Source organism: Brachybacterium netajii (SeqCode) (assembly GCF_054114245.1).
Map to the genome: position 1 here is coordinate 427993 of NZ_JBSYXB010000003.1, position 14102 is coordinate 442094.

A 14102-nucleotide genomic window follows, 5' to 3' on the forward strand; every position below is an offset into this window, starting at 1 on the left:
GACCAGCGTCAACGCGAGCTGGCATGACGCGGCAACCTCACCGCGGTGACGCGCTCCTCACCGCCCGCTCGCCGACCGTCTCGCCGACCTCCCGGCGTCGGCGCAGGACCTGCCGGGCGGCGACGTCGGCGCCGGCGAGCAGCGGCGAGGGCTTCCCCGGGGTCGCGCCGATCGCGCTGCCGGGCTGCGTGGACTGCGCGGGGATGCCGAGGACGACGACGGCGGGATCGACCGTCCCGTCGGCCGCGACCAGGTTGTGCCCGCCCGCGGCGTCCTCGGAGATCTCGGCGCCGGTGGCCTCCATGCTGTGCGTGGGGACGCCGTCGACCGTGTGGACGCGTGCGCGTCCGGCGTCGAGCAGGCCCCGCAGCAGCGGATCGTCGGTCTCGGGGACCCGCCCCTTGGACATGCGCGTCTCCAGGAGCGTGCGGGCGCGGACGCTGCGGCCGGTGACGGCGGAGCGCCCGGTGAACGCCGGCCCGTCGGCCGCGGCCCCGTCGATCGCGGATGTGCCGGCCCCGTCGGCCGCACCTGTGCCGTCCTCGTCGATGCCGATCTCGAGCGCGGGGCCGAGCAGGTCGATCACCCCGGCCTCGATCATCGCGAGGACCGCGCGGGTGCGGTCGGCGGGCGGGCCGGAGGCGAGGGAGAGGCCGCAGGCGTCGAACCAGCCCAGCACATCGCGGGCGAGGGAGGCGCCGGTGAAGGCGCCGGCCCCGGCGAGGCGCCCGACGTGCCCGCGCAGCGCCCCCATGGCGCCGTTGACCGCGGCCCGCGGATGGGTCGCGGGCTCGGCGAGGGAGCCGAGCTCGTCGTCGACGAGGCGGCCGACGATCCGCGCCCAGCCGTCCTCGTCGACCAGGGCGCCGGAGGTCGCGGACTCGAGCTCGGCGAGGGACCAGGCCCAGCGCTCGTCGTCGATCGTCTCGGCGAGGATCTCGTCGGCCTCCTCGGCGGTGCGGGCGGCGTCGAGCTGCGCGAGCGCGCGGGCGAGGGCCGCCGGCGGGACGACCGCGGGGGCGTGCTCGGCGAGGGCCTCGAGATAGCAGCGGGCGAACTCGCGGGCGAGCACCGGCCACACCTCCTGCCGCAGGTCGACGCGGCCGCGCTCGCGCAGCGCGTCGAACAGCTCGGGCGTCGCCCAGCGGGCCGCGAAGGGCCGCACCGGCAGACCGCCGTCGGGCTTCGAGCGGTAGGGCGCGCCGCGCCGGGAGCCGACGACGAGGCGGGCCTCGCGCCCCGACGGCACATAGCGGAGGCGCCCGTGGGGATCCCCGGGGACGGCCTCGAAGCGGCCGCCCCAGTGCTCGGCGAGCTGCCCCATGACATCGAAGGAGTTCGCGCCCAGGCCCCTGACCAGCACGGTCTGCCCGGCGGGGAGGTCGGTGAAGACGCGTTCGGCGGGCATGCCGGGGGCGACGTAGCGCAGGCCCGCTCGCTCGGCCGCGGCGGCGAGCCCGCGCACCTCGGCCGACGGGCGGGCCTGCACCATGCCCTGCGCGAGCACGACCGTCGGCGCCGTCAGCCGGGTCCCGTCGCGCAGGACGACGGTGCGGAGACCGCCGTCGATGTCGCCGTCACCGGCACCGTCGATGTCGCTGGTGTCGTCAGCGTCAGCGTCAGCGGCGCCGGCGACCTCGAGCGCGATCGCGAGGTCGCGGTGCTCGTCGACCTCGACCGTGCCGGAGGCGATCGCCCGGTCGAGCTGGTCGCGGTAGTACACGCCCTGCAGGCGGCGGCTCGGGAAGGAGGCGGGCTCGAGGGCGCGCGCCTCCGCGAGCACCCATGCGCCCGCGGGATGCCCGCCCGCGGCGACGACCTCGCGGGCCCAGTCCACGAGGTCGGGGCCGGGGCGTGCGGGCCCTGACATGCGGGTCGAGGCGTCGGGATGGATGGTCGTGGCGGCGGCCTGCGTGTTGTTGAGATAGGCGCCGGTCTGGGCGGTGGTCCAGGTGGCGCCCGGCCCGATCTCGCAGACGTCGACGAGCGCCACCCGCACCGGGCGCGGGGCGCTCCCCCCGGCATTCGTGGTGCCCTCGCCGGCGATCTCGGTGCCCCCGCCGGTGGCCGCGGCGGCCTCGGCGCGGGCGGCGAGGCGCAGCACGGTCGCGACGCCGCGCGGTCCGCCGCCGACGATCACGGCGTCGAGGGGACGGTCGGCGACCGTCGTGGCGGCGGGCGTCGTGGCGGCGCTCATCGGGCGCCGACCAGCGCGTCGGCGTGGAGCCGCTCGCCGGTGCGGGTGGTGCCGTCGGCCCCGATGCGCGGGCGCACGTCGACGCCGTCGGCGTCCGTGCGGACCTCGACGTCGATCTCGTAGACCGCGCGCAGGACGTCGGCGGTGAGCGCCTGCTCGGGGGCGCCGTCGGCGACGAGATGGCCGCCGTGCAGCACGACCGTCTGGTCGCAGTAGCGGGCGGCCTGGTTGAGGTCGTGGATGGCGATCAGCGCGGTCAGGCCCTGCTCGTGGGCGATCTGGCGCACGAGCTGCAGGGTCTCGATCTGGAAGCGCAGGTCCAGGGCGCTCGTGGGCTCGTCCAGGAGCAGCACCTTGGTGTCCTGCGCGAGGGCGCGGGCGATGAGGGCGCGCTGCGCCTGTCCGCCGGAGAGCTCGGACATGCTCCGCTCGGAGAGCTCCTCGAGGCCCATGCGGGCGATCGCCGCGTCGACCGCGTCATGGTCGACGGCGCGCGGGGCGAAGCCGAAGTGCGGGGTGCGGCCGAGCATGACGGCCTCCCGCACCGACAGGTCGAAGGGCGCGTCGCCCGCCTGCGGCACGTAGCCGACGAGCCGTGCGAGCGCGCGCCGGCCCAGCGAGGCGGTGTCGACGCCGTCCACGAGGATCCGGCCCGCGCCGGGGCGGTGGACCCCGGCGACGGCCTTGACCAGGGTGGACTTCCCCGAGCCGTTGGGGCCGAGGAGTGCGCAGAAGGTGCCCTCGGCGACGCGCAGGTCGACGCCGGAGAGGATCTGCCGGCGGCCGTAGGAGAAGGACAGGCTCTCGATCGCGAGGGTCATGACAGCGAGTTCCTCCGCGTGATGATGAGGTAGACGAACAGGGGGCCGCCGATGAAGGCGACCACGATGCCGACCGGCACGACCGCCGGGGCGATCACGGTGCGGCCGACGACGTCGGCGATCAGCAGCAGCACGCCGCCGGCGAGGGCCGAGAACGGCAGCAGGTAGCGGTGGTCGGAGCCGATGATCAGGCGGGCGATGTGCGGGCCGACGAGGCCGACGAAGCCGATGATCCCGCAGAAGCTGACGACGACGGCCGCGAGCACGACCGACAGGGCGATCAGCCCGATGCGCACGCGTCCGACGTTCACGCCGAAGCTGCGGGCGGCCTCATCGCCCGCGAAGGCGATCGCGTTGAGGTCCCGCGCCGCCCAGAGCGCGATCGGCAGCGCCACGAGGGTCGCGGCCCCGACGATGAGGGCGTCGGACCAGGTCGCGTCGTTGACCGAGCCGAAGGTCCAGCGGACGATCGCCTGCAGCGTGTTCTCGTTGGCCGTGAACTGCAGCGCCGAGGTCATGGCCTCGAAGATCTGCGTGAAGGCGATGCCGAGCAGCAGCAGCGTCGCGACCGACATGCGGCGGCTCGAGGAGATGCCCAGCACGAGCGCCGACACGGCGAGGCTCGAGACCATCGCCCCGGCGATCACCGCCCAGGACGGCAGGTACTGGGTGCCGGCGAGGGTGATCACGAGCGCCGCGCCGAAGGCCGCGGCGGGGGAGACGCCGAGGGTGAAGGGGCTGACCAGCGGGTTCCGCAGCAGGCCCTGCATGAGCACGCCCGAGAGCGACAGCGCGGCCCCGGCCGCGAAGGCCAGCACGGCGCGCGGGAACCGCAGGTCGCGGACCACCGCGTAGGTGGAGGCGAAGTCGGCGTCCATGGTGCCGCCGAGGACGCTCAGCCGCACCGTCCGCAGCACGCCGCCGATCCCGGCGCTGCCGGAGCCGACGGCGACCGCGACCACGAGCGCCGCCGCCGACAGCACGACGCCGATGATCAGCAGCAGCAGGCGCGGACGGCCCCGGCCCGCATCGAGCGGGCGCTCGCGGCGGCGGGCGTCCGGACCAGACCCGTCCTGCTCACGCCGCCCGCCCTGCTCACGCCGCCCGCCCTGCTCACGCCGCTCGCGCCGCTCGCGGCGGTCCTGCGCGGGAGCGGTCTCGAGGGTGCCGGTCATGCTCCGGGCCCCTGCACGTACTCGGCCGGGTCGAGGGAGCCGGCGTCCTGGAACTCCTCGACCCAGCGGGTGAGGTAGGCGTCGGGGTCGACGCCGTCGAAGGCCTCCGGGTGCAGCCAGGTCGCCAGGTACAGGGCGCCGATGGACTTGCCCAGCGCGCTCGTCGCCCAGCCGTTGGCGATCGCGATCTGCCCGTCGGCGATCGCGTCGATGCCGCTCCAGGCCGGTCGCGCGGCGATCTCCGCGTGCAGGTCGTCGAAGCGGTCGACGGCCTCGGCGCTCGGCTCGAACTCGTGGAGCACGAACGAGGGGTTCCGCGTGACGACCTCGGCGGGGTCCACGGTCAGCTCCTCCTGGGCGTCGCCGCCGGAGGCCTCGGCGAAGATGTTCTCGCCGCCGGCGGCCTCGATCATCGCGTGGAAGCCGGAGCCCGGCAGCGTCGTCAGGTACGGGTCGACGGTCTCGAGGTAGACGGACCGCGCCTCGACGCCCTCGAGGTTCGCGGAGAGCACCTGCGCGATCTCGTCCTTGAACGCGATCACGGAGGCGGCGGCCTCGTCGGCCCCGAACACCTGCCCGAGCAGCGTGATCGTGTCCTCGACGACCTCGGTGTCCCAGGCGGTCGCGACGACCACGGGGATCGAGAAGCTCTCGAGCTGCGCCGCGGCCTCGGACCACACCGCGTTGCGCGGCAGGATCACGACGTCGGGGGCGAGCTCGGCGATCGCCTCGTAGTTCAGCTGGTCCAGGCCCTCGGCGATGATCGCGTCCTCGCCCAGGTCCAGGTAGGGCAGGCGGTCCAGGCTGGCGCGGTCGATGCCGACGACGGCGTCGCCCCGGCCGATCGCGCGCACGAACTCGTTGGTGTAGCTGTTCAGCACGACGGCCCGCTCGACCGGCTGCGGGATGACGACCTCGCGGTCCTGGTCGTCGATCACGGTGATGCTCGCGGCGGTGGACTCCTCGGCGCCCTCGACGGTCACCTCGCCGCAGGCGGCGACGAGGGGCAGCAGGGCGGCGAGGCCGAGGCCCAGGGCCGTGCGGCGGGAGGGGCCGCGGCGGGCCGGGGCGGCGGAGGCCGACGCGGCGACGGCGGAGCCGGCGGAGAAGGCGGAGTCAGCGGGGGAGACGGTGGTGCGCATGAGGGGGTTCCTTCGCGAGGAGGGAGGGAGAGGGGGAGCGGGGCGCTCGGCGAGGGCCGCTCAGGCCGCGTCGGCGGCGAGGGCCGGCTCGCCGAGCGTGAGCATCAGGCGGTTCGCCCAGGCGAAGAACGCGGCCGCGCTGAGCGCGTCGAGGAGCTCGTCGTCGGCGAGGCCCTGCGCGCGCAGGTCCTCGAGGACCTCGGCGGGGGCCTGCGGACGGGGCCGGGAGATCTCCGCGGCGAGGCGGACGATCCCGCTCCAGCGCGCGTCCTGGCCCGCGGCCAGCGGGGCGACGTCGGCGGCGATCCAGTCGCCGTCGCGCTCGAGGGAGATCGCGAGCAGACGGTCGACGTCCTCGGGTCGCTTCGCGAGCGCGGCCGCCTTGCGGGCGTGGACCGAGCAGCAGTAGATGCAGTCGTTGACCTTCGAGGTCGCCGCCGCGGCGAGCTCGCGCTCGGCCTTGGGCAGGCCGCCCGTGCGGGGCAGGAAGATCGCGTTGTCGATGTCCGAACGGGCCGCGGTCAGCGCGGGCGTCAGGGAGATCAGGCGGAAGTAGACGCTGTTGGTGGTCGACTTCGCGGCGAAGGAGACGACCTGCTCCGCGGTCAGCTCCTCGGCGGCGGGAACGGCGACCCACGGCTCCCACTGCAGCTGCTCGCGGGTGTAGGCGGTGGGACGGGGCGTGCCGAGACGGGTCTGCGGGGTGGTCGCGTGATCGGCGTGCTGACGCCCGCGGCCGATCGTCGCGGGCACGGGCCCGGAGGCGATCGGCAGGGCGAGCCCGGCGACCGCGAGGATCGTCAGGGCCAGCCGGTGCAGGTAGCTCTCGAAGGCGACGAGCTGGGCGATCAGCACGATCTGCGTGACGCTCGCGCCCGCGTCCCGCAGGGCGTCGACGTCCTCGCCGTGCGCGAGGCTCGGGGAGACCGCGAGCAGCAGCGCGTGCGCGCGCAGCGCCTCCACGGCCTGTGCGTCGAGGCTCGGGGAGGCGGCGTCGCCGAAGGGCACGGTCGTGTCGTCTGCCGTGTCGACCGCAGGGGCGTCGGCGGCGGAGCGCTCGGCGTGCCAGGCGCGCAGCGGGTCGTTCCCCTGCGCGGCGGCGACGTCGGCCGCGACGGAGTGCAGGAAGGCGGCCGGCAGGGCCTGGCCCTCGGCGTAGAGGGCGGCCCAGGCGTCGCGCGTGCGGGCGGCGGTGCCGGGGCGCAGCGCCGCGATCAGCGCGGCGAGGCGAGCGGTCCCTGCGATCCCTGTGGTCTCAGTGGCCTCAGCGGTCTCGTCGGCGGGCTGCGCGAGCAGGGGGCCGGTGCCGCTCAGGTCGCCGAGGACGGCCAGGAAGGGAGCGGCGGAGGAGGGCGCGAGGGCAGAGGAGGAAGACACGATTCAACAATAAGAGCTTTGGGAGTCCATAAGCTCAGATTGGTGACCGTGTGTGACTGGACCGACGGCTCCGGTGAGACGCGCGCCGCCTGCGGCGTCCGCGGCCGCCCCCTCCGGCGCCCGCACTGACACGCGTCGGCGCCCGCGCCGACACGCGCCGAGGCCGGGGCCGGAACGTGTCCGGCCCCGGCCTCGGGGGTGAGCCGCGGGGTCAGCGGTGCAGGAGCGTCCCCATCGGCACGAAGTCCGCGAACTCGGGATCGAGCCCTGTGGCGGGGCCGGCGGCCTCGGTCCGGTCCGCGCCCTCGGCCTGCTCGTCGGCCGAGCTCGCCGTCGAACCGGCGGTCGAACCGGCCGTCGGGCCGGCGGCGGTCCCGCCGAGGTCGGCGCGACGGGCGCGGATCAGCGCGGCCAGCTCGCCGGCGGCCCGACGGACGCGAGCGGACAGCGGCTGCTCGTCGGCCTGGCCCTCGGTGTCCGCGCCGAAGTCGGCGGAGGCCGCGAAGACCGCGGTCGAGGCGACGTCGGCGTGGAGGTAGGCGAACATCGGGCGCAGCGCGAAGTCGATCGCCAGCGAATGGCGGGCCGTGCCCGCGGTCGCGCCGATCAGCACGGGGCGACCGGCCCACAGCTCCTTGTCGAGTGCGTCGACGAAGGACTTGAACAGGCCCGACGGCCCGATGTTGAAGATCGGGGTGACCGCGATGACCGCGTCCGCCGTCCGCACCGCGTCGATCGCCTGCGCGAGGCGCTCGCCGGGGAAGCGGGTCAGCATCATGTCGGTGATCTCGTGGGCGATCTCGCGCAGCTCGATCGTGCGGATCTCGACCTCCGGGGTCGCGGGGGACCCGGCGTCCGACGTCGGGGCCGCGGTGAGCTGCTCGCGCACCGACTGGGCCAGCTGGTCGGCGAGCATCCGCGTGGAGCTCGGGGTGGAGAGCCCGGCGGCGATGACCGCGAGGCGGATCGGGGCGGTCATCGGCGGGCCTCCGTCGTCGCGGTCGCGGTGCCGGCGGCCCGCCCGGAGCGGGAGTCCTCGGCGCGCAGGCCGGTCCAGTTGTCGCCGGTCTCGAAGCGGTAGGCGTCGTCGAAGGCGCCGCGGTCGGCCTCGGCCTTCGCGACGAGCGAGGCGTGCGTCGGCGCGTCGGGGACGTCGGCGGGACGGCGCGCGTCGAGCTCGCGGCGCAGCACCGGGACGACCTCGGTGCCCAGCAGCTCGATCTGCTCCAGGACCGTCTTCTCCGGCAGTCCCGCATGGTCCATGAGGAACAGCTGGCGCTGGTAGTCGCCGACATGGTCGGCCATGGTCAGGTAGCGCTCGACGACCTGCTCGGGGGAGCCGACGACCAGCGGGGTCTGCCGCGTGAAGTCCTCCATCGAGGGGCCGCCGCCGTAGACGGGGGCGTTGTCGAAGTAGGGGCGGAACTCGGTGATCGCGTCCTGCGAGCTCTTCCGCATGAACGCCTGGCCGCCGAGGCCGACGATCGCCTGCGCCGCGGTGCCGTGGCCGTAGTGCTCGAAGCGCTCGCGGTACAGCTGCACCATCTGCTTGGTGTGGCTGATGGGCCAGAAGATGTTGTTGTGGAAGAAGCCGTCGCCGTAGAACGCGGCCTGCTCGGCGATCTGCGGGGAGCGGATCGAGCCGTGCCACACGAACGGGGGGACGCCGTCGAGCGGGCGCGGGGTCGAGGTGAACTGCTGCAGCGGGGTGCGGAACTGGCCCTCCCAGTTCACGACGTCCTCGCGCCACAGGCGGTGCAGCAGCTCGTAGTTCTCCACGGCCAGCTCGATGCCCTTGCGGATGTCCTGGCCGAACCACGGATAGACGGGGCCGGTGTTGCCGCGGCCCATCACGAGGTCGACGCGGCCGCCCGTGAGGTGCTGCAGCATCGCGTAGTCCTCGACGATCTTCACCGGGTCGTTGGTGGTGATCAGCGTGGTCGCGGTCGAGAGGATGATCCGCTCGGTCTGCGCGCCGATGTAGGCGAGCGTCGTGGTGGGGGACGAGGTGACGAAGGGCGGGTTGTGGTGCTCGCCGAGCGCGAAGACGTCCAGCCCCACCTCCTCGGCCAGCTTCGCCTGGGCGACCATGCTCTTCAGGCGCTCGTTCTCGGTGGGGACCCGACCGGTCGTGGGATCGGGGGTGATGTCGGCGATGGTGAAGATTCCGAACTGCATGACGGCTCCTCCTGCTCGTTGCTGTGCGCCGATCGGGTCCGGCCTCCGTGCCCCTCGCGGGGGAGTCCGGCGCCCGTCCGGCTGATAGTTCGAAATTAAACTACTTGGGTCGGCTTGGCAAGTCCCGAGGGGTCCGGAGGTCGGCGCGGTCACACCGGTGGGCCCTCCGCGGGGCCGCCCGCGGGGATGTCCGCAGGGCCGACGACGGGCCGGAGGCGGTCGGGTCTCGTCCCGATCTCGGCCCCGCCCTGCGCCCTCGAGCGCTTGAGCTCCGTGACAGGATGGCGAGCCATGACGCACAGGAGCATCCCCGACCTGCTGGACGCGACCCGTCCGGCCGGCCTCACCACCACCCCCGGCGGACGCATCGTCGCGAAGGTCCAGACCCCGGACGCCGACGGCACCGCCTACCGCACCTCCCTCGTCGAGATCGTCGGGACCGTCGGGACTGACGGGATCGACGGGACCGACGGAGGGACCCTCCTCCCGCTCACTCGCGGCAGCGCCTCCGTCGGCGCCGTCGCGCTCGCCGAGGACGGCACGACCTACTTCACCGCGAAGCGCATCGGCGAGGACGGCGAGAGCGCCGACGACGCCCAGCTGTGGGCGCTGCCCGTGCGCGGAGAGGCCCGCGAGCTGGCCTCCCGCCCCGGCGGCTTCAGCGCCCTCCGCCTCGGCGAGGGCCGCCTCGTCGTCGAGATCGAGGTCCACTCGCAGGCGACCGACGAGACCGAGCATGCCGAGCTCTCCGGCGCGCGCGAGAAGGCCAAGGTCACCGCCGCCCTCCACAGCGGCTTCCCGACCCGCTTCTGGGACAGCGACCTCGGCCCGTCCCGCCCGATCCTCGCGGTCGCCGAGCTGCCCGAGCACCCCGAGAGCGTCTTCACCGCCGAACCCGTGCCCGCGCCGTCGGCCGACGAGGCGGACGACGCCGACGAGGAGGATGGCAAGGACGCGAAGGACGAGAAGAAGGGCTACCAGGTCCTCCGCTTCCGCCATGTCGCGCTGCCGCCCGGCCGCCTGAACAGCTGGACGATGGACCGGGCGGGCGAGCGTGCGCTCGTCGCCATGACCGACTCCCTCGACTCCCGCCTCGGCGTCCCGCGGCTGTACCTCGTGGACCTCGTCGGCGAGACGGCCCCGCGCCTCGTGCGCGATGCGAGCGCGGACGTCGAGTTCTGGCCCGGCCAGTTCAGCCCCGACGGCACCCGCGCCCTGATCTCCCGCGAGCAGGTGTGGACGCAGACCCGGTCCCTCGGCTCGAGCGTCGAGGTCCTCGACCTCGCGACCGACGACTCCCGTCCCGTCTGGCCCGAGCTCGACCGCTGGATCGACCCCGTCTGGGCCGACGACGCGACGCTCGTCGCCGCGAGCGACGACCACGGCCGCGGCGCGATCTGGGCCGGCGGGATCGACGAGGCCGCCCCGCGCCTCCTCGCGGGCGGCCCCGGCCAGGATCTGGCCTTCTCGGGCGTCTCCGTCGCGGGCGGCGCCGTGGTCGCGCTCGCCTCCGGCGTCGCCGTCGCCCCGCACCCGGTGCGGATCGCCCTCGACGGCGGGAGCGCCGTCGTCGAGCCGCTGCCGAACCCGGCCGACGAGATCGCGCAGGCCGGCACCCTCACGGAGGTCGAGGCCACCGCCGAGGACGGCACCGCCCTGCGAGCCTGGCTGCGCCTGCCCGAGGGCGAGGGCCCGCACCCGCTGGTCGTCTTCGCGCACGGCGGGCCCTGGGGCTCGTGGAACGCCTGGACCTACCGGTGGAACCCGAACCCCTTCGTCGCCGCCGGCTACGCGGTGCTGCTCCCGGACCCGGCGATCTCCACCGGCTACGGCCAGGCGATGATCGACCGCGGCCAGCATCAGCTCGGCGGCACGCCCTTCACCGACATCATGGCGCTGACCGATGCGACCGTCGCGCGCGAGGACGTCGACGCCGAGCGCACCGCCTTCGCGGGCGGCTCCTACGGCGGCTACATGGCCAACTGGGTCGCCGGCCGCACGGGCGACCGCTTCCGCTGCATCGTCACCCATGCCTCGCTGTGGGACACGGCCTCGATGGGCCGCACCACCGACAACGCCGGCTGGGAGCGCCCCATGCGGGAGCAGAACGCGCTCTACAACCCGCGGGACCATGTCGAGGACATCGTCGTGCCGATGCTCGTCATCCACGGCGACAAGGACTACCGCGTGCCGATCTCCCAGGGCCACGCGCTCTGGTACGACCTGCACGAGCACTCGGCGACCCCGCGCGACGCCGACGGACGCACCCGCCACCGCTACCTGTACTTCCCCGACGAGGGCCACTGGGTCCTCGGCCGCGGGAACGCGCAGGTCTGGTACGAGACCTTCCTCGGCTTCCTCGACGAGCACGTGCGCGGCGAGGAGTGGGAGGCCCCGGCGACGCTCGGCTGATCCCGCCGACGGCCGGCCGCCGACCGCCGACCACCGATCATCGGGCCGACGACCGTCGGCCCCGGAGCACGTCCCGAGAGCGGCCCGCCCTTCGCCTGGAGCGAGGGGCGGGCCGCTCTCGTCATGCCCGCCCGTCGACGGAATCGTCCCTGACCAGCGGCATATTCACGCATGCTCATATGACGCTTTGACCATGCTGGACACGCCTCCTCAGACTCTCTCCCGACATCCCGTCGAGCAGAGAGAAGGAGGTGAATCATGACCGCGAACTCCACGAGCAACGCCTCGAAGCCCGCCTTCAGCAAGGTCGGCACGCGCCCCGCAGGCATCGCCCTGCACTCGTCGAACCACGCCACGGCGACTGCCTTCTCCGTGTGGAAGTGACACCCCTCGGCGGCCCGGCCCCTCCGGCCGGGCCGCCGTGCTGTCCGCCCGCCCGCGTCGCCCGCCCGCGCTGTGCCGCCCGCCCCTCGCCGTCCCCCTCCCAGGAGCCCACTCCGCCATGCCCGGTCCCGATCCCGACGGTCACGTCCTCGCCCCCGGCGCCTCGCTGTTCACGACTCGCGACGGCGTGCTGATGGCCGTCGACGTCGACGAGCAGTTCGCCGAGCTGGACATCGAGCACGGGGCCAGACCGCTGCTCCTGGACGTTCGCGCCGCCGGCGGAGCCCTGCCCGAGCCCGCCCGGGTCGCCGAGCGCTGGCCCCGCCTCGCGGAGGCGCTCGAGGGCCTGCGGGCCGAGGGCTATCTGGTGCCGCGCCGACGCACTCGCACGGTCGGCTGCCGGGTCGAGGGGAGCTCCGAGGCGGCCGACGTGCTGCGCGCGGCCCTCGGTCCGACGCTCGTCGTCGCGGCGACCTGGCCGATGGCCGCGGACGAGCTCGTCCTGCGCGTCTGCCACGACCTCGAGGAGCAGCGGCTCGCCCTCGCCGGGCACGACCTGCCCGTGCTGATCGAGGGCGCCTCCATCGCCGTCGGCCCCTTCCACCCCGTGCCGGGGAAGGGGCCCGGTCTCGAGGACCTGCGGCGACGTCGGCTGGCCGCGCATCCGGCGCCCGAGCTCCTCGAGGAGCTCTGGCGGGATGCCGTGAGCATCCCCGCCCATCGCGGGGCCCGTCCCGCCCGGTCCGCGCTGCTCGCCGCGGCCGCATGGATCCTCGCCGAGCTCGCCGACGGCGGGACCCTGCTCGCCGGGCATCAGGCGCTCGTGACCCCCGACCTGAGCGTCGGCCTCCACCCGGTGCTGCCGTACCCGCGGCCCGAGGGCCCGCATCCCGCGCGCCCGGATCTCGACCCGTCGCTCCTCGCGCCCGCGGACCGCGCCGTTCCGGACCGCGCCGTGCAGGATCCCGGCGCGCTCGAGGGGAGCGCCCGGTGAGCCCCGACGTCGCCCCCGCCATGCGGCGCCTGATCGACCGGCGCACCGGCCTGCTCACCGAGCTCGAGGCCTATGCGAGCCCGCCCGAGTGGCCGCGCGGATTCCGGATGATCGTCGGCCACGTCGCCGACACCGGCCGCGACGGCACCTGGCCGAGCGACCGCATGTCCACGGGGATGGGCTTCGTCGCGCCCGGCGGCGACGCCTCCGTCCGCCCGGCGGATCCGATCGCGGCGGCCGCCGTCGGCGAGGCCCTCGAGCGCTACTGCGGGAACTTCGTGCCCGCGGGCCTGCCGTCGGCGTCGTGGTCCGCGCTCGCGGACCGCGGCATCGACGCGATCGACCCGCAGAGCCTGCTGCTGTACTCGGCGCAGCAGCATGCCCGTCCCGGCTTCCCCTTCCTCCCGCTCACCCGCGACCTGCCCGTGCGCTGGACCGCCGGCACCGCGATGCGCGGCGGAGGCCCGCGCCTCGTCCCCGCCTCGCTGGTGTTCCCGAACTTCCACGCGACCCGGTATCCGGGCGAGCCCCGCACCAACGCGACCGTCTACGCGGGACTCGCCGCCGGCTCCTCGCGCCGCCGCGCGGAGACCTCTGCGCTCGAGGAGATCATCGAGCGCGACGCCGTCGAGGTCTGGTGGCGGGCCGGCGGCCCGGCGATCGGCGTGCCCGACGAGCGGATCCCGGGTCTGCGGGCGGAGCTCGAGGACGCGACCGGCGACCTCGAGTTCACGGTGCTCGCCGTGCCCAACCGCTGGCGGGTGCCGGTGGTCGCCGTCGTCGTCCACGACGCCGCCCTGCGGATCCTCGCCGTCGGCACCGCGGCCCGGCCGCGGATGCTCGACGCCGCCCGCAAGGCCGCCGCCGAGGCCGTCAGCCTGCGCTCCTACTCCAAGGGGCTGCTGGACGCCGACGGCGGCGCCTGGCTCGCGGTCGACCTCGGGCTCTTCGGCGCCTCGCGCCTCGCCCCGTTCCGCGCGGACCGGCGCTACCTCGACTCCTTCGCCCCGGACCTCTCCGACATGCACGACCTCTGCTGCAACTCCCAGTACTACCTGGATCCGCGGGCGCTCGCCGAGGTCGACCGCCTGCGCCGCCCCGAGCGGATGCTCGCCGCCGAGGAGCTGCCCGACCTGCTGGAACCTCCTGCGTCTCCTGAGGCCGACGACCTGCGCGAGCTCTACCTCGACCGCCTCGCCGAGGCCGGGGTCGAGCCGGTGAGCATCGACCTGACCACCGGCGACGTGGAGGAGGCGGGCTTCGCCGCGGTCCGCGTGATCGCCCCGGGCACCTACTCCAACGCCGCCGCCGCGACCCCGTTCCTCGCCGGCGAGCGCTGGCGCACCGAGCCGGTCGAGCTCGGCCTGCGCCCGGATCCCGTCCCCGCGGATCGTCCTCTGCCTCCGCTCCCGCACACCTGAA

At 74.8% G+C, this 14102-nt stretch carries 11 protein-coding genes; 4 read left to right on the plus strand and 7 right to left on the minus strand.

Going from position 1 to position 14102, the window contains the following annotated elements:
- Positions 1-37: 37 nt before the first annotated feature.
- From ACXET9_RS09100 to ACXET9_RS09130, 7 genes are all read right to left on the minus strand, one after another.
- Positions 38-2197 (minus strand): FAD/NAD(P)-binding protein, encoded by a 2160-nt coding sequence (locus ACXET9_RS09100; protein ID WP_457886235.1) that lies wholly within the window; start codon positions 2195-2197, stop codon positions 38-40.
- Positions 2194-3018 (minus strand): ABC transporter ATP-binding protein, encoded by an 825-nt coding sequence (locus ACXET9_RS09105; protein ID WP_457886237.1) that lies wholly within the window; start codon positions 3016-3018, stop codon positions 2194-2196. The genes ACXET9_RS09100 and ACXET9_RS09105 overlap by 4 nt, the downstream gene beginning before the upstream one ends.
- The gene (locus ACXET9_RS09110) at positions 3015-4193 is read right to left on the minus strand and encodes a FecCD family ABC transporter permease (protein ID WP_457886238.1); all 1179 of its coding nucleotides are present in this window, start codon (positions 4191-4193) and stop codon (positions 3015-3017) included. Before ACXET9_RS09110 ends, ACXET9_RS09105 begins: the two co-directional genes overlap by 4 nt.
- Entirely contained in the window at positions 4190-5335 is a 1146-nt protein-coding gene (locus ACXET9_RS09115) for an ABC transporter substrate-binding protein (RefSeq protein ID WP_457886239.1), read from the minus strand. The genes ACXET9_RS09110 and ACXET9_RS09115 overlap by 4 nt, the downstream gene beginning before the upstream one ends.
- A 60-nt stretch (positions 5336-5395) precedes the next feature.
- A complete protein-coding gene (locus ACXET9_RS09120; RefSeq protein ID WP_457886240.1) occupies positions 5396-6712 on the minus strand; it encodes a peroxidase-related enzyme in 1317 nt (438 codons plus the stop codon).
- A 211-nt stretch (positions 6713-6923) separates the two neighbouring features.
- The gene (locus ACXET9_RS09125) at positions 6924-7691 is read right to left on the minus strand and encodes a CE1759 family FMN reductase (protein WP_457886241.1); all 768 of its coding nucleotides are present in this window, start codon (positions 7689-7691) and stop codon (positions 6924-6926) included.
- A complete protein-coding gene (locus ACXET9_RS09130; RefSeq protein WP_457886242.1) occupies positions 7688-8890 on the minus strand; it encodes an LLM class flavin-dependent oxidoreductase in 1203 nt (400 codons plus the stop codon). Before ACXET9_RS09130 ends, ACXET9_RS09125 begins: the two co-directional genes overlap by 4 nt.
- Before the next feature lie 291 nt (positions 8891-9181).
- On the opposite strand from ACXET9_RS09130, the gene ACXET9_RS09135 reads away from it, so the two are divergent.
- The 4 genes from ACXET9_RS09135 to ACXET9_RS09150 all read left to right on the plus strand — a co-directional run bounded on the left by ACXET9_RS09135 (position 9182) and on the right by ACXET9_RS09150 (position 14101).
- Positions 9182-11302 carry a S9 family peptidase gene (locus ACXET9_RS09135; RefSeq protein ID WP_457886243.1) on the plus strand — a complete coding sequence of 707 codons (2121 nt, stop codon included), beginning with the start codon at positions 9182-9184 and terminating at the stop codon, positions 11300-11302.
- A gap of 258 nt (positions 11303-11560) precedes the next feature.
- Positions 11561-11686, plus strand: a complete 126-nt coding sequence (locus ACXET9_RS09140) for a hypothetical protein (RefSeq protein WP_457886244.1) — start codon at positions 11561-11563, stop codon at positions 11684-11686.
- Between the two features lie 118 nt (positions 11687-11804).
- Entirely contained in the window at positions 11805-12680 is an 876-nt protein-coding gene (locus ACXET9_RS09145; RefSeq protein ID WP_457886245.1) for a hypothetical protein, read from the plus strand.
- The gene (locus ACXET9_RS09150) at positions 12677-14101 is read left to right on the plus strand and encodes a YcaO-like family protein (RefSeq protein WP_457886246.1); all 1425 of its coding nucleotides are present in this window, start codon (positions 12677-12679) and stop codon (positions 14099-14101) included. The genes ACXET9_RS09145 and ACXET9_RS09150 overlap by 4 nt, the downstream gene beginning before the upstream one ends.
- Position 14102 lies beyond the last annotated feature (1 nt).

Bases quoted from the DNA above. Each gene is read 5' to 3' on its own strand.
- ACXET9_RS09115 (WP_457886239.1), bottom strand. From the start codon at position 5,335: ATGCGCACCACCGTCTCCCCCGCTGACTCCGCCTTCTCCGCCGGCTCC.
- ACXET9_RS09140 (WP_457886244.1), top strand. From the start codon at position 11,561: ATGACCGCGAACTCCACGAGCAACGCCTCGAAGCCCGCCTTCAGCAAG.
- ACXET9_RS09105 (WP_457886237.1), bottom strand. From the start codon at position 3,018: ATGACCCTCGCGATCGAGAGCCTGTCCTTCTCCTACGGCCGCCGGCAG.
- ACXET9_RS09100 (WP_457886235.1), bottom strand. From the start codon at position 2,197: ATGAGCGCCGCCACGACGCCCGCCGCCACGACGGTCGCCGACCGTCCC.
- ACXET9_RS09135 (WP_457886243.1), top strand. From the start codon at position 9,182: ATGACGCACAGGAGCATCCCCGACCTGCTGGACGCGACCCGTCCGGCC.
- ACXET9_RS09145 (WP_457886245.1), top strand. From the start codon at position 11,805: ATGCCCGGTCCCGATCCCGACGGTCACGTCCTCGCCCCCGGCGCCTCG.
- ACXET9_RS09125 (WP_457886241.1), bottom strand. From the start codon at position 7,691: ATGACCGCCCCGATCCGCCTCGCGGTCATCGCCGCCGGGCTCTCCACC.
- ACXET9_RS09110 (WP_457886238.1), bottom strand. From the start codon at position 4,193: ATGACCGGCACCCTCGAGACCGCTCCCGCGCAGGACCGCCGCGAGCGG.
- ACXET9_RS09130 (WP_457886242.1), bottom strand. From the start codon at position 8,890: ATGCAGTTCGGAATCTTCACCATCGCCGACATCACCCCCGATCCCACG.